This window comes from Mannheimia haemolytica, from assembly GCF_004342115.1.
GTDB lineage: Bacteria > Pseudomonadota > Gammaproteobacteria > Enterobacterales > Pasteurellaceae > Mannheimia > Mannheimia haemolytica.
Map to the genome: position 1 here is coordinate 1 of NZ_SMAC01000030.1, position 21,216 is coordinate 21,216.

Below are 21,216 nucleotides of genomic sequence, written 5' to 3' on the forward strand. Positions count from 1 at the left end.
TTTGTTTAGATTGATTTTTGACACTCATATTCTAAACGGGAAACTCTCACTTTTTAGAGTGAATTGTCAGATCAAGTCTGATCTTCTACAGATAAATCAACCGTATAATCCATAATATCTGGATTAGTTGTATTAGCTGCCCCGTTTACATTAATTCTATTAGAACCAGCTTTCACAGTTGCAGAAGTATCTTTTGTGAACTCATTAATTGCCTTATCACTTAAGCTTACTTTGTAAGTGCGATTTTCATCTTCTGGAGATGGAATTTTTTCAACTTATAATCTTTACCATCATCAACTACACCAGTAACAGTATCATTATCTTTAGTGAAATCACGAATCGCATCGTCTGTTAAACTCACCGCATAATTTGTAGTATTTGTTCCAGTATTAAAATTATCAGCTACATTTAAGTAGTTTTTACCATTCGTTGTAACAGCACTTACAGTAGTGTTATATGCATTGACAGTATATACATCTGTACCATCAACTGTTGCTTTAGAAACATTTACATTAGAACCCTGTTTAACTTGGGTTTTAGCTGCTTTGATTGCATCATGAATAGTATCTTTACCTGTTTCACCAATATTTGTAAATGTGATATTACCATTTGCATCAACTTGTGAATTACCGCCAAAATTATTTACAACTGAATTAGTCACATTGTCTAACATTTTATTCGTTGCATATAATTGAGAGCCGTTAATTGCATCTGTTGAAGTGCTTGAGATATTACCTGGTGCTACAAATTTAATCTGGCGAGCATTTGTTGCATTACCTACACTTACGTAATCACCCTCAGCAACATTATCGTTACCAGCGAAACCACTATAAGTCAATTTACCTACAGTTGCTGTATTTTCATAAGTCGCTTTTGCTTGTGCGGAATCTGAGCCTAAAATTACAGAACCAACAGTATTAACCGTAACATTAGAACCTAATACAAAGGTGTCATTACCCGATACAGTATTGTTATAACCTACCGCTGCTGCACGAATACCGGAAACAGTGCTGTTTACACCTGCCGCAATAGAGCTTTCACCACTTGCTGTTGAGTTATAAGCAATCGCCGTTGCATAGTTAGCTATTGACTCAGCTTCAAAACCAATCGCAGTACCACCTTCGTGGGTTACATTCGCTCGAGTACCAATTGCTGTTGCATTCGAGTTGCTAACATTTGAAGTATAACCTACCGCAATAGAATTATTACCAGTCGATTTTGCTGTATCACCAATTGCCATCCCACCTTCTTTAGTTACAGTAGAATTGGTACCAATAGTAATTACTTTTTCTGCATGAGAAGTTGCATTCCAACCAATACTAATAGCATTATCTTTCCAAGCCTTAGATGCATTACCAAATGCAATTGCACCCGTACCAGTTGTATTAGTATTTACACCAAAAGCAATAGAACCATCTCCCTGTGCAGTTGCATTAGTTGAGAAAGCTACAGTATCGTTTGATAATGCACGAGTATTTGTACCTAAAGCAAAAGCGTTATTTGCAACCTTATCTTTATCTGCAACAGTAATGTCACCTAATTCACCAATATTACTAGCCTCAACTTTAAAGCTACCAGAATGTGCATTGGTACCAATTGCAAAAGCACTATCACCATTAGTTTTTGCTTTAGTACCAATAGAAAATGAATCCTTACCAGCAGCTAAAGTATTATTATTACCATCATAAATACTTCGTCTTGCTTCTCCAGTATTTTGATCAAGAGTCTGAGGTACACCTGAACCAATCGCAAAAGAACGCTCACCCAATGCAGTTGCCGATGCACCAATTGCAAAACTTGCAGTTGCATTTGCCCAAGAAGAACCTATTGCTGCCGCATAATCAGCTCTTGCAGCAGATTGGCGCATTGCTGCGAATGAGTTGAACCCAGAAGCATAAGAAGATGTACCTAAAGCTACTGCTCCGATATCTGTCGCTTTAGATAAACCACCAATTGCAATAGACAAACCACCTGTCGATTTAGAATAGTCACCGATAGCAATACCATTATTGTAACCAGAAGTAACTTGACTACTCTGAATAACTGTATTACGACCTATGCCAATACCTTCTATATGTAGCGTTCCATTATAAAGATTCCCAGTGGTACTTCTGTCAATATTTAAAGGATCGTTATAAGAAAGACTACCTGGATTATAATAGTTATAAGCGTATGTATCCCCTATTTTGTTAATAGAATCGCCTGTAGTATATCCAGCATTATTACCTGAGAAACAACTGCCTCCGCCGGCATTGCCGAAATCATTAATAACGCGGTTCCACCTACTAAAAAAGAACCTTTTAGCCCACCCACTAAAGGGCTAATACTACTACGATCATCAGTGGAGGATGCCGCTTTTCCTTGCGATTTAGCAAGTTCAGACACAACTTCCATTTTTTGCGTCGTTCGGTTAAAAATAACCTTAAATATTTTGTTCATAATTTTATACCTTTAGATATATAAAAAAGCTTATTTCTGACGTTAGAATTAACCTTAGAAATAAGCTTACTTCGTAAATAATTCGGCAATTACAACCCACCGAATAAACAACTTTACTGCTCTTTATAAGAGGACAGTCCTCTCGATAATAGTAAGATTTTCACTTCAAAACCTCAACAATCTTTTAACATCTTTACAATTCTCTTATTATCAAGATAATAAAATTAACAAAACCCCTTATAAATCAAACAAATACACAGAAAATATACTTAATTTACAAATAAATACCAAACGGAAAATTATTAACATTCTACCTATTTTTAATTAACCAATATGCAACAAAGCCATATTAATAATAAGGTTATCACTGGTTTTTATCCCTTATTTTTTATGAAAAATCTTATAATATTGAATATTTACTCCAGTTTTAATCGAGAATCATGTTCTTTTTTATTTTGTTATTCTCTTTAGGTATAAAAAAACCCGGTAAATACCGGGCTTTTATTTCAATGAGTTATCCAACTTGCTAGAGCGATTACCGCAATAAAAATAAATAACCAAATAAGTTGTAATTTTACGCTTTTGCGGTTGATCTCCTGGTTGTGTAATCGGCGCTGTTCTAACTTTTGCCGATATATCACTAAATCGGCTTCTTTAAACGAGAAGCCACAATGTATGCAATGTTCTAAACTGTCGCTAATACGCTTTCGACACTCTGGACAACGGTGTAATGCCATAATTACCTCAATTTATTACTTTGCATAATCGGCTATCCGTACATTGTTCAATATGAACATGATAGTATTGATGAGTATCACGATTGAAAAACAAGAAATATTGATTACCTCTTATTTTTGTTCCCATAATGTAGCCGTTATCACTGTTGGTGGATAATATGTAGTATTTTTGATTCTCTATTTCGATGTAATCATAGGTAGTTCTTAGTCCGGCACGAAATAACCAATATGCAATGAGAGCAAACTGAAATAGAGAAAAATAAAGATGTTAAACAGAGCAAAACTTCCTCCTAATAGCATCTTTCTAAAGTCTAGATCAAACTTGGTATTATTCCATCTCTTACGGAAGAAGAATACACTCACGCCACTTACAAAAATATAGATAAATGAGATATAAATAGGCACTATACCGGTAAATAAGTAAAAAGTGAGAATAACCGGTACTGTAAATACAGAAACCAACACAATCACCCTTAACCAACCTAGATTTCGGAAATAATGCAGCTGAAAAACTTTATTTAGTAAGCTATAACCTAGCGCATAACACAAGAATAAGATAACTGAAGTACCGAATACATAAGCCAAACTTCTTGCCATACTGGCATTGCCGATTTCAACATGCCACCAAGGGTAGCCATGAAATATGGCTTGTCCCCAACCGTAACAGTAAGCGGTAGCAAAACTAGTTAATGTAAAAAATGCAAGAGAAAATGAAGAATTGATAATTTTATTAATGTGTTTATTTAGCATAACAAAGAATGTCTATTTCCATTAAAACCTAACTATTTTTGATTACTATAATAACCCGTATTACACAAAAAACAAACATTTAATTCACACCAAATTAGAAAATTTGCTTTAGTAAGGTTGAAAATATAACTCTAAAACACGATAATAAAAAGCTTCTCTGCTAACAATGGCTAGACTGCTTCATCGTCAGTTTCGCCGGTACGGGTGCGGATAACTTGTTCAATATTCGCTACATAAATTTTGCCATCACCCACTTGCCCAGAATAGGATGCATTGAGAATGGCATCGATCACTTCATCGGTTTGGTAATTAGAAACCAATATCTCCACCTTAATTTTAGGACGAAAGTCAATGCGGCTCATTTGGCTAAGCTCTTGTTCGGTATGCCCATATTGGCGTCCAAAGCCTTTTACTTCGGTAATAGTCATTCCTTGAATACCGATTTCTGAAAGTGCATCTTGCACTTGGTCTAATTTTGAAGGTTGGATAATGGTAGTAATCAGTTTCATATTATATCCTTCTCTGTTTGAGTTGCCGTAAGTATAAAAAGCTATTGAGGGGTATGCAAGGTAGGAGGTATTTTCTCCGTGAAATATTCTGCCAAATCTCCCCCACATACAAGCGGTTACTTTTTCCAAAAATTTTGCAATTTTTTTATTTTTGCCCTTGAACAGTGCATTTTCGCCCTTATTTATGGTTTCGTCTGAACGGGAAATGCAATCCCGTTTCTTATTCAAACTGAATTTATTATTAGAGGAATCATAAAATGGGTAAAATCATTGGTATTGACTTAGGTACAACAAACTCTTGTGTTGCGGTAATGGACGGCGACAAACCTCGTGTAATTGAAAATGCGGAAGGGGCAAGAACAACGCCATCTATCATCGCTTACACCGATAAAGAAACCTTAGTTGGTCAGCCGGCAAAACGTCAGGCAATTACTAACCCGAAAAATACTTTATTTGCAATCAAGCGTTTAATCGGTCGCCGCTTTACTGATGCAGAAGTACAACGTGATATTGAAATTATGCCGTTTGAAATCAGCAAAGCAGACAACGGCGATGCGTGGGTAACGGTAAAAGGCGAAAAATTGGCACCACCACAAATTTCTGCTGAAATCTTGAAAAAAATGAAGAAAACCGCAGAAGATTTCTTAGGTGAGCCGGTAACCGAAGCAGTTATTACTGTGCCTGCATACTTTAACGATGCACAACGCCAAGCCACTAAAGATGCGGGTCGTATTGCAGGTTTAGATGTTAAACGTATCATTAACGAACCAACAGCGGCGGCACTTGCCTACGGTTTAGATTCTAAGAAAGAGAACCAAACTATCGCCGTTTACGACTTAGGTGGTGGTACATTCGATATTTCAATTATCGAAATCGACAACTTTGACGGCGAGCAAACCTTTGAAGTGCGTGCAACCAATGGTGACACCCACTTAGGTGGTGAAGATTTCGACAACCGAGTCATTAACTACCTAGTAGAAGAATTCAAAAAAGAACAAGCGGTTGATTTACGCAACGACCCAATGGCAATGCAACGTGTGAAAGAAGCGGCGGAAAAAGCGAAAATTGAGCTTTCTTCGGCACAAGAAACTGAAGTAAATCTTCCGTACATCACAGCAGATGCAAGTGGTCCGAAACACTTAAACATCAAAGTGACTCGTGCGAAATTAGAATCTTTAGTTGAAGATTTAGTAAACCGTTCATTAGAGCCATTAAAAACGGCTTTATCTGACGCTGGTTTATCAGTTAGCGACATCAACGATGTAATCTTAGTGGGCGGTCAAACCCGTATGCCATTAGTACAGAAAAAAGTGGCAGACTTCTTCGGCAAAGAACCACGCAAAGACGTGAACCCAGACGAAGCGGTAGCAATCGGTGCAGCAGTGCAAGGTGGCGTATTAAGCGGCTCGGTAACAGACGTATTGTTATTAGACGTAACCCCACTTTCATTGGGTATCGAAACAATGGGCGGCGTGATGACAACCTTAATTGAGAAAAACACTACGATCCCAACCAAAAAATCGCAAGTGTTCTCAACAGCGGAAGACAACCAATCTGCGGTAACCATCCACGTGTTACAAGGTGAGCGTAAACGTGCAGCGGATAACAAATCGTTAGGTCAATTCAATCTTGAAGGCATCAACCCAGCTCCACGCGGTATGCCACAAATTGAAGTAACTTTCGATATTGACGCGAACGGTATCATCAACGTGTCTGCGAAAGACAAAAACACTGGCAAAGAACAACAAATCAAAATCCAAGCATCTTCAGGCTTAAGCGATGAAGAAGTAGAACAAATGGTGCGTGATGCGGAAGCGAACGCTGAAGCAGACAAAAAATTTGAAGAGTTAGTTCAAACCCGCAACCAAGCAGATGGTATTGCTCACGCAACCCGTAAGCAAATTACTGAAGCAGGCGATGCGTTAAATGCAGACGACAAAGCGAAAATCGACGCAGCCATTGCAGAATTAGAAACCGCTGCAAAAGGCGAAGACAAAGCGGAGATCGAAGCAAAAATCGAAGCGTTAATCAAAGCTTCAGAACCGTTAATGCAAGCAGCCCAAGCAAAAACCCAAGGCGGCGAGCAACCACAACAATCCCAAAAAGATGACGGCGTGGTCGATGCGGAATTTGAAGAAGTGAAAGATAATAAATAATCTTGCGTAACTTGTAGGGGCGAAATATCTTTCGCCCCTTTTGTGTAGATATATACCACCTAGCACGAGCCGTGCTAGGTTACACATAATTCAGCCCCTTTGGGGCTGTGCAAGCGGTGCTTTTCAAAGGAAATTTTGCAAATGCTAAAACTCTACCCTACAACGGAAAATGTACAGCCACCGTTTTATAAAATTTACGATCATAAAAGTGGTGAAACGGTCATTGCTACAGAAATGGAAAACAGCAATACCCCGATTTTAATGGACGATTTTGTTTGGTTTGAGCAAATTCCAACCACCGAGGCTCTTTTGGTAGATACTTGGTCTGTGATTGAAAACCGTGCTAAACAAGGCTTGCTCAAACGAGCTTACACCAAAGATTTTGAAAAACATTTAGCAGACGGCAAAGTAGAAATTTATATTGCGGTGAATCCGCATTGTTAGGCTTTGATAGCGCAAGCGTCCACGCTTGTGCTTAACCATCAAATTTGGTACAAGCGTGGACGCTTGCACCATCTTGTCTAGAACCTATTTTACTATAAAACGCTCTCCCACAAGGGGCGAGGGCAAGCGGTCAAAAACAGAGAAAAATTTACAAACGGAACAACAATGGCAAAGAAAGATTATTACGAAGTCCTTGGACTGTCTAAAGGGGCAAGCGAGAAAGACATCAAACGAGCATATAAACGTTTGGCGGCAAAGCATCACCCGGATAAAAACCAAGGCAGTAAAGAGTCGGAAGAGAAATTTAAAGAGATTACCGAAGCCTATGACGTGCTGACCGACAGCGAGAAAAAAGCGATGTACGACCAATACGGTCACGCCGCCTTTGAACAAGGCGGTGCCGGTGCAGGCGGATTCGGTGGCTTTGGCGGCGGTGGTTTCGGTGGTTTTGAAGACATCTTCAGCGAAATGTTTGGCGGTGGCTTTGGTGGCGGTGGACGTCGCCAACGTGTGGTACGTGGCGATGATTTACGTTACGACATCGAGATCACCCTTGAAGAAGCTGTGAAAGGCTGTAAAAAAGATATTCGCATTCAAACCTTAGCTGAATGTGATACTTGTCATGGTACAGGGGCGGAAGCAGGGAGCAAAGTGGAAACCTGTTCGCATTGTCACGGCTCCGGCAGAGTTCGCCGTCAGCAAGGTTTCTTTGTGACTGAGGCAGTTTGTCCAAGTTGTCACGGTACAGGTAAACGCATTGAAAAACCGTGCCGTTCTTGCCACGGCGATGGACGTGTACAGAAAGCGAAAAACCTCTCTGTTACCATTCCGGCAGGTGTGGATACCGGTAATCAACTTCGCTTATCGAGAGAGGGAGCTGCAGGCGAAAATGGCGCACCGGCAGGCGATTTATATGTGGTGATTCACGTTAAAGAACACGATATTTTTGAGCGTGACGGTTCGAATTTATACTGTGAAGTGCCGATTAGCTTTACTCTTGCAGCTTTAGGTGGTGAAATTGAAGTGCCAACTTTAGACGGCAAATTAAAACTCAAAATTCCGGCAGAAACTCAAACCGGTAAACTATTCCGTGTACGAGGCAAAGGGGTAACAAGCCCTCGTGGTGGCTACGCAGGGGATTTAATCTGCAAAGTGGTGGTCGAAACGCCTGTGAATTTAACCGAAGAACAGAAAGCACTATTACGACAATTTGAAGAGAGTTTAGAAGGACAAGGTAAACATCGTCCGAAACACGAAGGTTTCTTTGATGGTGTGAAGAAATTCTTTGATAACTTAGGCAAATAAAATTATAAAAAGTACATATTTCTTAAATATGTACTTTTTTATTATCTATTCTTTGTTGAAATCTACTTCTCGGCCGTTAGTTTTTACACCTACATACTGCAAAAAATAGTGGAAAAATGACCGCTTATCATCTTTCTCAGAATACTTGACAATTAAAGTCAACTATTTAAAATTAATATTTAATAGTCATTAATTATCAAATTGATAGATTGAGAAAAAATCTACAACACCTATAATTCTCTTCGGATTAATTACCTATCTTATTTCTAATTTATGAGGATTCTATTATGTCTAAATGTCCTGTTACACATTTGACAATGAACAACGGTGCACCTGTTGTTGATAACCAAAACAGCTTAACAGCGGGTCCACGTGGTCCATTATTAGCGCAAGATTTATGGTTAAATGAAAAATTAGCGAACTTCGTGCGTGAAGTCATTCCTGAGCGTCGTATGCACGCTAAAGGTTCCGGTGCGTTCGGTACTTTCACTGTAACTAACGACATCACTAAATACACTCGTGCGGCAATTTTTAGCCAAGTCGGTAAAAAAACTGAAATGTTTGCTCGTTTCACCACCGTTGCAGGTGAACGTGGTGCGGCAGATGCTGAGCGTGATATTCGTGGTTTCGCATTAAAATTCTATACCGAAGAAGGTAACTGGGATATGGTGGGTAACAACACCCCTGTGTTCTTCTTACGTGACCCACGTAAATTCCCGGATTTAAACAAAGCGGTTAAACGTGACCCACGCACGAATATGCGTTCTGCAACTAACAACTGGGATTTCTGGACATTATTACCAGAAGCATTTCACCAAGTGACTATTGTAATGAGTGAACGTGGTATTCCGGCTTCATATCGTCATATGCACGGTTATGGCTCACATACTTATAGCTTCATCAATGCAGCTAATGAGCGTTTCTGGGTGAAATTCCATTTCCATACACAACAAGGCATTAAAAACTTAACTAACGAAGAAGCAGCCGCTATTATCGCTAACGATCGTGAAAGTCACCAACGTGATTTATACGAAGCGATTGAGCGTGGCGATTTCCCGAAATGGAAAATGTTTGTTCAAATTATGCCTGAAACTGATGCAGATAAAGTACCATACCACCCGTTTGACTTAACCAAAGTATGGCCAAAATCAGACTACCCATTAATTGAAGTGGGTGAGTTTGAATTAAATCGTAACCCTGAAAACTTCTTTGCTGATGTTGAACAATCTGCGTTCGCACCAAGCAACTTAGTGCCGGGTATCAGCGTGTCTCCGGACCGTATGTTACAAGCTCGTTTATTCAACTATGCGGATGCTCAACGCTACCGTTTAGGTGTGAACCACCACCAAATCCCTGTAAACGCTCCACGTTGCCCGGTTCATAGCAACGCTCGTGACGGTCAAGGTCGTGTGGACGGTAACTACGGTAGTACCATTCACTACGAACCAAACAGCTTCGGCAAATGGCAAGAACAAGCTCAATATGCAGAGCCACCACTGAAAATTAATGGTGATGCAGCCCACTGGAACTATCGTGAAGATGATGCTGACTACTTCAGCCAACCACGTGTATTGTTTAATATGATGAATGATGAACAAAAACAAGCATTATTCAATAATACTGCTGCAGGTATGGGCGATGCATTAGACTTCATTAAATACCGTCATATTCGTAACTGCTATGCCTGTGATCCGGCATACGGTGAAGGTGTGGCAAAAGCATTAGGTATGACGGTTGAAGATGCTATTGCTGCAAGAGCAACAGACCCAGCATTAGGTCAACCGGGTTTACTCTAATCCTTAGTGAATACAAAACTCAAAGCAAAAGCTCTACGAAAGTAGAGCTTTTTTACTGCTAATTATTTAACCACCGTAATTTCCCACAAGGCATCGCCAAGTTGTTGGTAATCGGTAACTTCATAGCCTTCCTCTTCCGCCCAATTTGGAATGGCTTCGGTTGCTTGAGTGCAGTCAAATTCAATCGTTAAGCTATCGCCTTTATTCAATTTTGCCATCGCCGCTTTGGCTTCGACTAATGGAAACGGGCAGACAAGCCCTGAGGCAGGTAAACGTACGTTCATCTTTATTACTCCTTAAAAAAATTAACCTTTTAAACGCTGTGGGCGGATAATCGTAAAATACGCTCCAACAAATGTACCGAGAATCATTATTGGTAATGAAAGCCAGCCTTGCCAAGAGAAGAAAGCTGTTTCAACTAATCCGTTCCCGATTGAACAACCACCGGCAAGGCTTGCACCGATTCCCATTAATGCACCGCCTCCTGCACTGCGTAACATTGTGGTCGCATCTGGCACTCTGAAACGGAATTCATTCGAGAACTTTGCAGCCACAAACGAGCCGATCAAAATCCCTAACACCAAAAATACCGCCCAGTTAATAAATTTAACTTCACCGGTTACAAAATATTGAACCAAATTTGCACTTGGCGTAGTAATGCCTAAGCCGAAGTTTCTACCGGCAGCACTGCTAAGAGGCCAAGCAAGCAGTGCAATTAAGCCTACCAACACTGCCGTCAAAACGGGTGCCAACGTTTTTCAAACAGAATATGAGCTAAACCGGTTTTGCGTGGTTTTAACGTGATGGTTTTACCTCTCGGTTTTCTTAAATGATAGAAGGTTAATGCGAATGTAATTACACTCAGAATAAACACTAACACCCAAGGGGAAATACCAAATGTTTCATAAATCGTGCGGTGTTGAATTACATTGCTTTTTAGCTCTTGATTAAGTGGGGCTAACACACCGGTTCGCATAGAAGCAGAAAACAGCCCATAAATAATCAGTGCAACCCAACTGCCGATTAAACCCTCACCGGCACGATACCACGTTCCTGTAGCACAACCGCTTGCATAAATAATGCCGATACCAAACAGAAATGCCCCAATGATCACTGCAAGCAAAGGCAAATCTTCCGCCGGAGAACTAAAAGAGCCGGCTTCATACAAAAGCCAAGTCCCGATCGATTGCACCGTAATTGCAATTAAAAGTGCCACAAACATACGGCTATTCTTTGTTACATAGAGATCACGAAATGCTCCGGTAATACAAAAACGCCCTCTTTGCATCACAAACCCGAGTAGAAAGCCACATAATAATCCTGTGAATAACATAAAAAATACCTCTCAACAAATTAACGTGAGAAGTATTTAAATATAAAGCCGTCTAGATGGCTAATAATCTTTAGCAAAATGATATGTTATTCAGTTATATCAATGCTATTAAATATGCGGAATAAGATCATCAGGCCCGCCTAATTTATTCAACGCCACTCTTCTTGGGTCAACTAACTTGGATTTTTTTATCATCGGTTCAACCGTTGAACCTTGTACTAAAATTGAGAAAGTGACCACCGCATAAGTCATTAACAGAATCAAATCTCGCACATCAAGCTCTCCCTCCGAACTTGACACCATCGCAGCCCCTGCCGGTACGGAAAGAGCCATTGCAAGGGCTAATCCACCGCGTAATCCGCCCCAAGTCATAATGCGTAAGGTGTAAGGATTATAAGTGCGGAAGCGTTTTAACACTTGGTATGGAATCCACAGGCTGATGTAGCGTGCAAGCAAACAAATTGGAATTGCTGCCAACATTAACACCCCACCAATAAAGGTGAAATCAACTAACAGTGTACTTAAGCCGATAAGCAGGAATAACAGGTAGTTTAATGAATGGTCGATCATCTCCCAGAAGTGATCAAGATATTTTTGGCTCTGTTCGGAGAAACCGGAACGGCGAGTCCAGTTGCCAATCATAATACCGGCAACTACCATTGTTAATGCCCCTGAAACGTGTAGGTAGTTTGCAATCACAAAGCCGACCGTTGGAATCGTTAGCGTAATTAAAATTTCAAGGCTACCGTCATCAGTTGCGGAAATAAATTTATGTGCCACAAAACCGGTTAATAAGCCAAAAACAATACCGCCTACTGCTTCTTGTAGGAACAGCCCGGTAATGCCGCTAAGTGTTGGAGCCTGTCCGCCAAAAGCCACCGCAAAGATAGTGGTAAAAATTACTAAGCCGATACCATCATTAAACAACGATTCCCCCTCAACGTGCATTGAAAGACGTTTTGGAGCTTTCAAGCTTTTGATAATTGCCAATACGGCAATCGGGTCGGTTGGCGAAATCAGTGAGCCGAACAACAAGCAATAAACAAAACCGATTTCCAAACCACATAGTTTTGCCACGCCATAAATCAAAGCACCGATTAAGAAAGTGGAAATTAAGGTAGAAAGTAAAGCATAAACCGCAATTTCTCGACGCTGTTCTTTCATTAACGGTAGTTTAATCCCAAGTGAACCGGCAAAAAGCAAGAAACCCAGCATTCCGTTTAACAGGAAGCTTTTAAAATCGAGTTGTTCAACAAGTTTATCAACGTGAAACCAGCCTAGAGAACCGAAGGTAAGAATAAGAAGGGAGCCTATAAGAGCAGAGGCTGTAATAGCTATGGTGGTTTGAATATTTTCGTTTAATTTTCGGGTAAAAAACGAAATAAACATCGCAAGCCCAAACAGCAGGCAGATATACGAGTAGAGTTGCATAACATTTTCCTATAAATATAAAAACTGCTGCTAGTGTAAACGCTGTTTAACAGAATAGCTACATAAAAAATAGGCAGAATACAATTTGGTAACATTCTGCCTATTTTGGGTTATGCGGTTGCCAATAATTTTTCTAAAATTTGATAATAAATTTCGCCACAATGTGCTAAATTATCCACACTCACACACTCATTAACCTTATGAATGGTTGTGTTAAGTGGCCCAAACTCCACGACTTCAGCGCCCATTAACGCAATAAAACGCCCGTCTGAAGTACCGCCGCCGGTGTCTAACCGAGGCGTAATTTTTGCCACATTTTCGACCGCTTGTAATGCAGCTTCTACCAACTTCCCATTGCCGGCAAGGAACGGTTTGCCCGACAAATTCCAACTTATTCGGTATTTTAGCCCCTGTTTTTCGAGCATTTCCGTCACTTTTGCTTTAATGATTTCATCGGTTACTTCAGTGCAATAACGCAAGTTAAACTGGATATAAAGCTCGCCCGGAATCACATTATTGCTACCTGTGCCGGCTTTGATATTGGCAATTTGCAAACTGGTAGGCGGGAAAAATTCGTTACCGTTATCCCACTGGTAAGTGGTCAGATCGGTTAAAAAACCCAGTGACGTATGCACCGGATTTTCCGCCAAATGTGGATAGGCAACGTGCCCTTGAATGCCCTCGATATAGAGATCTGCCGTAATTGAACCACGTCTGCCGTTTTTAATCACATCGCCAAACACCTTGCTACTAGACGGTTCGCCCACTACCGCATAATGTACCGCTTCATTGCGAGCCATTAAGGTTTCAACCACTTTTACCGTACCGTCTTTGGCTGCTGCCTCTTCATCGGAGGTAATCAATAATGCCACTTTGCCCTTATGGTTTGGGTGATGTTGCACGAAAGTTTCTGCCGCCACAACTAACGCCGAGAGCGAGCCTTTCATATCTGCCGCCCCTCGCCCATAAAGCATTCCATCTACAATCTCAGCCGAAAACGGCGGATAAGCCCATTGGCTTTCATCGCCTACCGGCACCACATCTGTATGCCCGGCAAACACAATGCAAGGCTCTGTTTTACCATTTTCCGAGCCGTGCGTTGCCCATAAATTCAAGGTGTCGCCAAACGGCAACCATTCAATATTAAAGCCCCGTTTTTCAAGACGTTGTGCAATTTCTTGCTGACAGCCTTTGTCTTGTGGGCTGATGGAATCACGGCGGATTAGGTTCTGTGCAAGGGAGATAATTTCATTTTTCATAGGTTACAAGCGGTTGTTTTGGGTGAATTTTTTGCTATATATCCTGTAGGGGCGGGTCCTGTGCCCGCCCGAACAATCCTAAAGACTACGGACAGGCACAGGACCTGTCCCTACAAGCAGGGGAAAAAATTAATTAAACGCAGCCACATACTCTTTCTCATTAAAACCAATCAAAGCAATATCCTCTTTAATCACAATCGGGCGTTTAATTAGGGTCGGCTGTTCGGTTAGCACTTTTAATGCCGACTCACGGTTAAGGTTGTTTTTAATTTCCTCATCAAGGTTTCGCCAAGTGGTGCTACGTTTATTAACTAAGTTTTCCCAACCGAATTTTGCTTCCATTTCCACTAACCAATCGGCATTTAAACCGTCCACACGGTAATCGTGCAGTTGTGGGTTTTGATTATGATCTTCGAGCCATTTCAAGGCTTTTTTTACTGTGTCGCAATTTTTAATGCCATAAACTAAGGTTGTCATCATTTTTCCTCATTATCTGATTCCAGCATTGCCTGCCAGATTTTTAACGCATCGGCGGTTTCTGCCACATCGTGCACCCGTAAAATTTTCGCCCCATTTTGAGCGGCTAATAACGCCCCTACTACAGAGCCAAGTAGCCGTTGTTCTACCGGTTTATCTAACACCGCACCAATCATTGATTTACGGGAAAGTCCGGCAAGCACAGGGAAGCCTGAATCCACAAAGGCTTTAAGGTGTTTCAATAATTGGTAATTGTGTTTCACGCTTTTACCAAAGCCAAAACCGGGGTCTAAAATAATGTGTTCTTTGGGAATGCCTGCGGTGATGCACTCGAAAATCCGTTGATTTAAGAAATCTGCCACATCTTCCAACACATCATCATAGTGCGGATTTTGTTGCATTGTTTGCGGGTTGCCTTGCATATGCATTAAACAAACCGGCAAGCCCAATTCTACTGCCGCTGCCAACGCATTCGGCTCGGTTAAGGCTCGAATATCGTTAATGATATCCATACCGACTTTTGCCGACTCTTTGAATACTTCTGCTTTGGAGCTATCAACCGAAATCAAGCAATCAAAACGGCTGCGGATCGCCTCCACCACCGGCACAACACGCTCTAATTCTTGTTCTAAGCTCACAATCGCCGCATTAGGGCGGGTGGATTCACCGCCAATATCAATAATGCTTGCCCCATCAGCTAACATTTTTTCCGCTTGGAACAAGGCTTTATCGAGGGAAAAAAACTTGCCCGAATCGGAAAATGAATCCGGCGTGAAGTTTAAGATCCCCATAATTTGCGGTGTGGTTAAATCTAACAAGCGGTCATTTTTTTGAAAATTTTTGAAATGGATTTGCATATTTTTGCTTATATTTTGTTGGTGCAAGCGTCCACGCTTGTACCTCTCTATGTTGATTTACAGCACAAGCGTGGACGCTTGCGCTATCTTACTCTCTCATTACGTTATTTAGTAATTAGCCCTTAATTTTGCCAACACCCCTTTTAAGGTTTTATCCAAAGGTGCGGTAATGACCATTTCTTCGCCGGTTTTGGGGTGTTCAAAACGAATAGCATGGGCGTGCAGAAATAAACGCTGTAAGCCAACTTCTTTCATTTTGCTGTCAAATTCCACATCACCATATTTGTCATCTAACGCAATCGGGTGTCCGGCATATTGGGTATGCACACGGATTTGGTGGGTTCTGCCGGTAATAGGCGAGGCTTTCACCAAAGTGGCATTGGCATAACGCTCTTCAATGCTGAAACGGGTTTCGGACGGTTTGCCCTCCTCACTCACTCGTACAATTCGTTCACCGCTGGCAAGTTCGTTTTTCAGCAACGGGGCTTTAATCACTTTAGTGTGAGCCTGCCATTGCCCTCGCACAAGGGCAAGATAGTCTTTTTGCACCACTTTCTCACGTAGTTGTTCGTGCAAGGAACGTAACGCCGAACGCTTTTTTGCCACCAGCAAAATGCCTGATGTATCACGGTCGATACGGTGTACCAATTCCAAGAAACGAGCCTGTGGACGTAACGCACGCAAAGCCTCAATCACACCAAAACTTAAACCACTGCCACCGTGTACAGCAATACCTGATGGTTTGTTAATTACTAGCATTGAGTCATCTTCATACAGAATTTGGCTTTCCAGCTCCGCCACTTTGTTTAATTTAGTCGAAATTGGGGCTTCATTTTTTTCCGCTACACGCACCGGTGGCACACGCACTAAATCGTCGGGCTGTAATTTATATTCGGGCTTTATGCGCCCTTTATTCACCCGCACCTCGCCTTTTCGCACAATGCGGTAAATCAAACTTTTCGGCACGCCTTTGAGCTTTGCCAATAAAAAATTATCTAAACGCTGTCCGGCTTCATCTTCACTGATCGTAAAAAATTGAACACCGGCACTAATTACTTTTTCTGTTGTCATTATCTTGTCTTTTAGAGAAAATTTTGCTCTAAATTCTAGCACAAAACCGCTTAGCGAGTGAGGCAAATTCGCTAGGCTTATTTTTCATTTTAATTTTAAGGAAACAATATGACTGAAAAAGTCACCGAAACCGCCCCAAATATTGACGTGGTTGCCGAAACCGAAAAAGTAATTAACAAAGTCAGCACAATGGATTTTAATTCCGTATTAAACGAGTGGATTATCCCTTATGGCACCAAAATTTTACTAGCGATTGCGATTTTTGTAGTCGGGAAATTTCTTGCCCGCCTGATTAGCCGTTTACTCGGCAAAGCGGCATTAAAATCAACCAAAGATGAAATGCTGCAAAGTTTTATTGTCTCAATCAGCTATTTTTTACTGCTGTTAATTGTGGTGATTGCCTCGCTTTCACAAATCGGCATTAACACCAGCTCGCTGGTTGCATTAATCGGTGCTGCCGGTTTAGCCATCGGTTTATCATTACAAAACTCATTACAAAACTTTGCTGCCGGCGTGATGTTGTTAATCTTCAAGCCATTTCGCAAAGGGGATTTAATCGAAACCGGCGGAATGACCGGCGTGGCTGAACAAATGGGGCTTTTAGTGTTGGAACTTCGCACCGGCGATAACAAAACCGTGTTATTACCAAACGGCAAAGTGTTTTCTGACAGCATCATCAACTACTCTAACAACCCGACACGCCGTATTGATTTCACCTTTGATATTTCTTATGAATCTAACTTTAAAAGAGGCGAAAGAGATTATCCAACGCATTTTAGACGCCAATACTTATGTATTAAAAGATCCGGCACCTGTAGTAGCAGTCGGCGCTTTAGCATCGCATAGTGTTCAATTTGTTGTTCGCCCTTGGGTTCAGACGCCAAATTACTGGGCAGCATATTGGGAAATTATCGAACAAGTAAAATTAGCCTTTGGTGAAGCAGGTATATCTATTCCTTACAACCAAATGGAATTGCATATTAAAAGCGGTTCACTAGAGAATAAAGCATAAGAAAAAAGCCTGTAAGCGGTCTTTTTTCGATAAAATTTTGCAAATTTTGGGCGAAGGTTTATACTTTAGCTAAATAATCTACGAACAGGAGCATATTATGCGTATTGATACCTCTGCACTTTGCGATCTTTATTCTGACCAAGTTGATGTGGTTGAACCAATTTTCTCAAGCTTTGGCGGTGCTTCTTCCTTCTTTGGGAAGATTACCACGGTTAAATGCTTTGAAAGTAACGGTTTAATTGCTGATGTTTTGGAAGAAGAGGGTGAAGGGCGAGTGCTGTTAGTCGATGGTGGCGGTGCAGTTCGTCGTGCCTTAATTGACGCAGAGCTGGCTCAACTTGCTGTAGATAACGGCTGGGAAGGTATCATCGTTTATGGTGCGGTTCGCCAATTAGATATTTTGGAAAGATTAGATATCGGTATTCATGCTTTAGCGCCAATTCCAGTGGGAGCAGATAACACCGATATTGGAGAAGTGGACACACCGGTCAATTTCGGTGGCGTAACGTTCTTCCCTGAAGATTACATTTACGCTGATTTAACCGGCATTATTCTTTCGCAAGAGTTGTTGGATTTAAGCGATATTAGCGAATAAATATTTGCAAAAAAATACCAAAAACCGACCGCTTGGTCGGTTTTTTACTACTGCAATATTTTTAATGCCGCATTATATTCTTGAGATTGCTGTAATAAAACTCGAGCGGCTTCACGTAATTTATCTACATCGTCTTCCGGCAGATAAAATGATGTTGCAATATTTAGCACATCTCTTTTTAAATCACCATCAGGTAATTCTTTTAAACCTAAACTAACAAAATGCATTTCGATCTTCGATGGCTGTTTATTTGCATATTCATTCCAACCATCCGTAAACTGGCGATAACGCTGTAAATTAATTTGTGTCGTTCTATCAATTGGCACGTTAACTATTGTATTCACTACATCAGCCACACCCGGCACATTTGCGGTCTTATCGATCTCGCTAGAGACTTCATTTTGCGCATTTACATTAATCACTACAATATTTTTCACCCCAAGCTGATGAATATACAGGTACATCTCTTCAATACCCATAACATCAGATATTTCCAGCACACTGGCAAGCCCTAAATTATCCGTTAATCCACCATCAACTAAATGGATAAAGGGGCGCTCTTTACTATCTTGATAAAGGCTGAGTATATGATTCGTTTCTTCAATATTTTTTGTAATTAGTCCATCAATTGCTTTTTCCCTAGCACTAAATTCTTGTGGCATACTAAAATGGCAATTTCCACCATTGTTATTCAGTGTAAGCGGCGCAAAAATCAGAGGAACAGAACTAGAAGCAGCAACAGCACGGGAAATTTCTAAATCATTCAAATTTAAACAAAGCCCATCAAAGGTTTCTTGCGTAAAGGTCAGTTTTTGACCAATATTCATGTCTGTTGCGCTAATCACAGCAAAAGGTCCTTTACGATTTTTCACTAAATCACCAAACTTTTTACCATGATAAAGGGCAAAATTTAAGCGTTCTTGCAATAAATCACCACGCCCATATTGAGGAGAACTTAAACGAGGAAGATTGGATAACGAAAACACCTCTGTAATAATATCTTTTTGAAAGTTTGCTTTTAAAAAACGATCAGCAAATTTAGGAATGATATCCTTTCCTTCCAACGCAAAATAAGTGGCTAATATCGATCCACCTGATACGCCAAAGGCAATATCTATATTCTCTAATAAAGTATTACCTTTATTTGTTTCTTTCACCCTTACCTTTTTAAACTCTTCCAACACTCCATAACCAAGCGCCGCTGCTCTTGTTCCACCACCTGAAAACATGATAACAACAATATTACCGTCTTTTGCACTTTCAGCGATCACATTTTTTTGTCGATAACCTCTTTCAACATTTACCTGTTTAATTGTTTCAACTGGCTTATAAACAACCAAACTGCAAGCAGATAACACTAGCGTAAAGGCGAAGATGAAAAGCTGTTTTATTTTGTTTAGAAAAAGCATAAAAACCCTAAATTAAGATCTATTTCTACAAATTATAACCTTTTTAGCTAAAGATAAATGCGGTCAAATTTGGCCTAAAATTTGCAAAATTATTTAATATAAGTAAATAGTGCTTTTCATCATAAGCGCTTTATGAAACAGATTGAAAGGGATAAAATGCCTATATTCTCTATGTACTAAGGAATTATAAAATGGCAAAACAAATTGCAGTATTAATTGGTAGCGGCAGCAAAACTTCATTTAGTCACTTGACTGTTCGTCACTTACAAAAAATGGCACCTGCAAGCATTCAATTAAACATTGTGGATATTGCAGACTTACCACTTTACGACCGTGATTTAGATGAAAACAGCCCGGCACAATACACCCGAGTGCGTGAAGCGGTTGCTGTGGCAGATGGCGTGTTATTAGTCACACCTGAGCATAATGCAAGCTTTTCTGCAATGCTTAAAAATGCGATTGACGTGGTTTCTCGCCCAATGGGGCAAAGCAAATGGATTGGCAAACCTGCAGGTATCGTAACCGTTGGTGCAAGCCCAGCAGGTGGTGTGCGTGCCGCTGATCAAGTGCGTACTATTACTTCAGGCTCATTTATCAATATGCCAACTTTACCTTTTGCATTAAACGTAGGTAACTTATTTGCAGGCGTATTTGATGAGCAGGGTGAAATTGCCTCTGAGGCATTAAAAAGTGCAATGCAAAACTTCATTAATGCCTATGCTCAGTTTGTAGAAAAATACTAATCTTATAATGCAAAAAAGCCGTTTATCTAAAAATATAAACGGCTTTTTTCGTAGTAAAAGAAAGGATAATTAAAGAGCCTGTTTAGGTTTTACCACACCCTGCAGTACCTCCCTTAACCACCGATGTGCCGTATCTTGTTCGGTTCTTTCGTGCCAAGCCATCATCATGGTGAAGCCTTCTACCTCTATAGGCGGAGGTTGTAAATAAACATTGGGTAAGGTCTTTGCTAAGCGTTCGGGCAATACTGCGACTAAGTCGGAACCTTGTAGCAGCTGGGGCAGCAGGGAAATATGGTTTACCGAGACCATTACTTTGCGCTGTAGTCCTATCTTTTGTAACGCTAGATCCAATGTTGGCGGCTGACCAAGGCAAGATCGATTTTGTTTTGCTCGAACAAGGTTTTGATATTTTGCCCCTGCACTGGCAGCAAGGCGACTTTTACATTCGGAGCAAGCCGTCTTAAACGCAGAATCAGCGGCAAGGCAATAATTTGTTGTACATAATCCATTGCGGCAATACGCAAGGTCATATTCAGATGTTCCGGTTCCAATATGGGTGGTTGCAGCATGGAGCTGATATCTTGCAGAATGTTGCGTGCGGTTTGCCCCAGTTGCAACGCGCGGTCGGTTGGCTGCATACCGTGTTGCACTCGCACAAATAACGGATCGTTAAAACTCTCGCGCAAGCGGTTTAAAATACCGCTCATTGCCGGTTGGGTGATGGATAATCGTTGTGCTGCCCGGCTAACGTTGCATTCGTCCAGCAGCACCACAAAAGCTTTGAGCAAATTGAAATCCAGTGTTCTTATATCACTCATTTTTATACCTAACTATCACAATAATCAATTTGAATAGATAATAGCACTGAATTATCATTCCACCTAATCTATTTC

At 40.8% G+C, this 21,216-nt stretch carries 18 protein-coding genes and 3 pseudogenes; 7 read left to right on the forward strand and 14 right to left on the reverse strand.

Annotation, left to right across the window (positions count from 1 at the left end; all coding sequences use genetic code 11):
• Window positions 1-226: 226 nt before the first annotated feature.
• From EDC41_RS10650 to EDC41_RS10670, 5 genes are all read right to left on the reverse strand, one after another.
• A complete protein-coding gene (locus tag EDC41_RS10650; RefSeq protein WP_115262474.1) occupies window positions 227-1,966 on the reverse strand; it encodes an autotransporter in 1,740 nt (579 codons plus the stop codon).
• A gap of 215 nt (window positions 1,967-2,181) precedes the next feature.
• Window positions 2,182-2,439 (reverse strand): ESPR domain-containing protein, encoded by a 258-nt coding sequence (locus tag EDC41_RS10655; RefSeq protein ID WP_020824272.1) that lies wholly within the window; start codon window positions 2,437-2,439, stop codon window positions 2,182-2,184.
• A 506-nt stretch (window positions 2,440-2,945) separates the two neighbouring features.
• Complete coding sequence (locus tag EDC41_RS13920; RefSeq protein ID WP_020824273.1) at window positions 2,946-3,176, reverse strand: membrane protein; 231 nt, start codon at window positions 3,174-3,176, stop codon at window positions 2,946-2,948.
• A 204-nt stretch (window positions 3,177-3,380) separates the two neighbouring features.
• Window positions 3,381-3,926 (reverse strand): hypothetical protein, encoded by a 546-nt coding sequence (locus EDC41_RS10665; RefSeq protein WP_006252225.1) that lies wholly within the window; start codon window positions 3,924-3,926, stop codon window positions 3,381-3,383.
• A 170-nt stretch (window positions 3,927-4,096) separates the two neighbouring features.
• Window positions 4,097-4,435: a P-II family nitrogen regulator gene (locus EDC41_RS10670; protein ID WP_006248552.1), complete on the reverse strand. Its 339-nt coding sequence runs from the start codon at window positions 4,433-4,435 to the stop codon at window positions 4,097-4,099.
• Window positions 4,436-4,692: 257 nt separating this feature from the next.
• Between EDC41_RS10670 and dnaK the strand changes: the two genes are divergently transcribed.
• From dnaK to EDC41_RS10690, 4 genes are all read left to right on the forward strand, one after another.
• Entirely contained in the window at window positions 4,693-6,591 is a 1,899-nt protein-coding gene (gene dnaK, locus EDC41_RS10675; protein ID WP_006252227.1) for a molecular chaperone DnaK, read from the forward strand.
• Window positions 6,592-6,726: 135 nt separating this feature from the next.
• A complete protein-coding gene (locus tag EDC41_RS10680) occupies window positions 6,727-7,035 on the forward strand; it encodes a hypothetical protein (protein WP_006252228.1) in 309 nt (102 codons plus the stop codon).
• 165 nt (window positions 7,036-7,200) lie between these two features.
• Window positions 7,201-8,340, forward strand: coding sequence for a molecular chaperone DnaJ (gene dnaJ, locus EDC41_RS10685; RefSeq protein WP_006248549.1), 1,140 nt, complete (start codon window positions 7,201-7,203; stop codon window positions 8,338-8,340).
• A 287-nt stretch (window positions 8,341-8,627) separates the two neighbouring features.
• Window positions 8,628-10,136, forward strand: a complete 1,509-nt coding sequence (locus EDC41_RS10690) for a catalase (protein WP_006248547.1) — start codon at window positions 8,628-8,630, stop codon at window positions 10,134-10,136.
• A 62-nt stretch (window positions 10,137-10,198) separates the two neighbouring features.
• Here EDC41_RS10690 and EDC41_RS10695 read toward each other — a convergent pair whose 3' ends face one another.
• The 7 genes and pseudogenes from EDC41_RS10695 to rluC all read right to left on the reverse strand — a co-directional run bounded on the left by EDC41_RS10695 (window position 10,199) and on the right by rluC (window position 16,564).
• Complete coding sequence (locus tag EDC41_RS10695) at window positions 10,199-10,420, reverse strand: sulfurtransferase TusA family protein (protein WP_006248546.1); 222 nt, start codon at window positions 10,418-10,420, stop codon at window positions 10,199-10,201.
• 21 nt (window positions 10,421-10,441) lie between these two features.
• Window positions 10,442-11,469 (reverse strand): annotated as a pseudogene (locus tag EDC41_RS13700) (YeeE/YedE thiosulfate transporter family protein).
• A 108-nt stretch (window positions 11,470-11,577) separates the two neighbouring features.
• Window positions 11,578-12,900 carry a cation:proton antiporter gene (locus tag EDC41_RS10710; RefSeq protein WP_006252232.1) on the reverse strand — a complete coding sequence of 441 codons (1,323 nt, stop codon included), beginning with the start codon at window positions 12,898-12,900 and terminating at the stop codon, window positions 11,578-11,580.
• Window positions 12,901-13,010: 110 nt separating this feature from the next.
• Window positions 13,011-14,159 (reverse strand): succinyl-diaminopimelate desuccinylase, encoded by a 1,149-nt coding sequence (gene dapE / locus EDC41_RS10715; RefSeq protein ID WP_006252233.1) that lies wholly within the window; start codon window positions 14,157-14,159, stop codon window positions 13,011-13,013.
• Window positions 14,160-14,288: 129 nt separating this feature from the next.
• Window positions 14,289-14,636, reverse strand: coding sequence for an ArsC family reductase (locus EDC41_RS10720; protein ID WP_006248542.1), 348 nt, complete (start codon window positions 14,634-14,636; stop codon window positions 14,289-14,291).
• Window positions 14,636-15,493 carry a dihydropteroate synthase gene (folP, locus tag EDC41_RS10725; protein ID WP_006248541.1) on the reverse strand — a complete coding sequence of 286 codons (858 nt, stop codon included), beginning with the start codon at window positions 15,491-15,493 and terminating at the stop codon, window positions 14,636-14,638. Before folP ends, EDC41_RS10720 begins: the two co-directional genes overlap by 1 nt.
• A 108-nt stretch (window positions 15,494-15,601) precedes the next feature.
• Window positions 15,602-16,564, reverse strand: coding sequence for a 23S rRNA pseudouridine(955/2504/2580) synthase RluC (gene rluC / locus EDC41_RS10730; protein WP_006252234.1), 963 nt, complete (start codon window positions 16,562-16,564; stop codon window positions 15,602-15,604).
• 108 nt (window positions 16,565-16,672) lie between these two features.
• On the opposite strand from rluC, the pseudogene EDC41_RS10735 reads away from it, so the two are divergent.
• Window positions 16,673-17,576: pseudogene (locus EDC41_RS10735) on the forward strand (mechanosensitive ion channel family protein).
• 97 nt (window positions 17,577-17,673) lie between these two features.
• Entirely contained in the window at window positions 17,674-18,171 is a 498-nt protein-coding gene (gene rraA / locus EDC41_RS10740) for a ribonuclease E activity regulator RraA (RefSeq protein ID WP_006252237.1), read from the forward strand.
• A gap of 47 nt (window positions 18,172-18,218) precedes the next feature.
• On the opposite strand, the gene EDC41_RS10745 is transcribed toward rraA, so the two are convergent.
• Window positions 18,219-19,580, reverse strand: coding sequence for a patatin-like phospholipase family protein (locus EDC41_RS10745; protein ID WP_006252238.1), 1,362 nt, complete (start codon window positions 19,578-19,580; stop codon window positions 18,219-18,221).
• Between the two features lie 191 nt (window positions 19,581-19,771).
• On the opposite strand from EDC41_RS10745, the gene EDC41_RS10750 reads away from it, so the two are divergent.
• Window positions 19,772-20,323: an NADPH-dependent FMN reductase gene (locus tag EDC41_RS10750; protein ID WP_006252239.1), complete on the forward strand. Its 552-nt coding sequence runs from the start codon at window positions 19,772-19,774 to the stop codon at window positions 20,321-20,323.
• A gap of 69 nt (window positions 20,324-20,392) precedes the next feature.
• Here EDC41_RS10750 and EDC41_RS14100 read toward each other — a convergent pair.
• Window positions 20,393-21,141 (reverse strand): annotated as a pseudogene (locus EDC41_RS14100) (LysR family transcriptional regulator).
• Window positions 21,142-21,216: the final 75 nt, after the last annotated feature.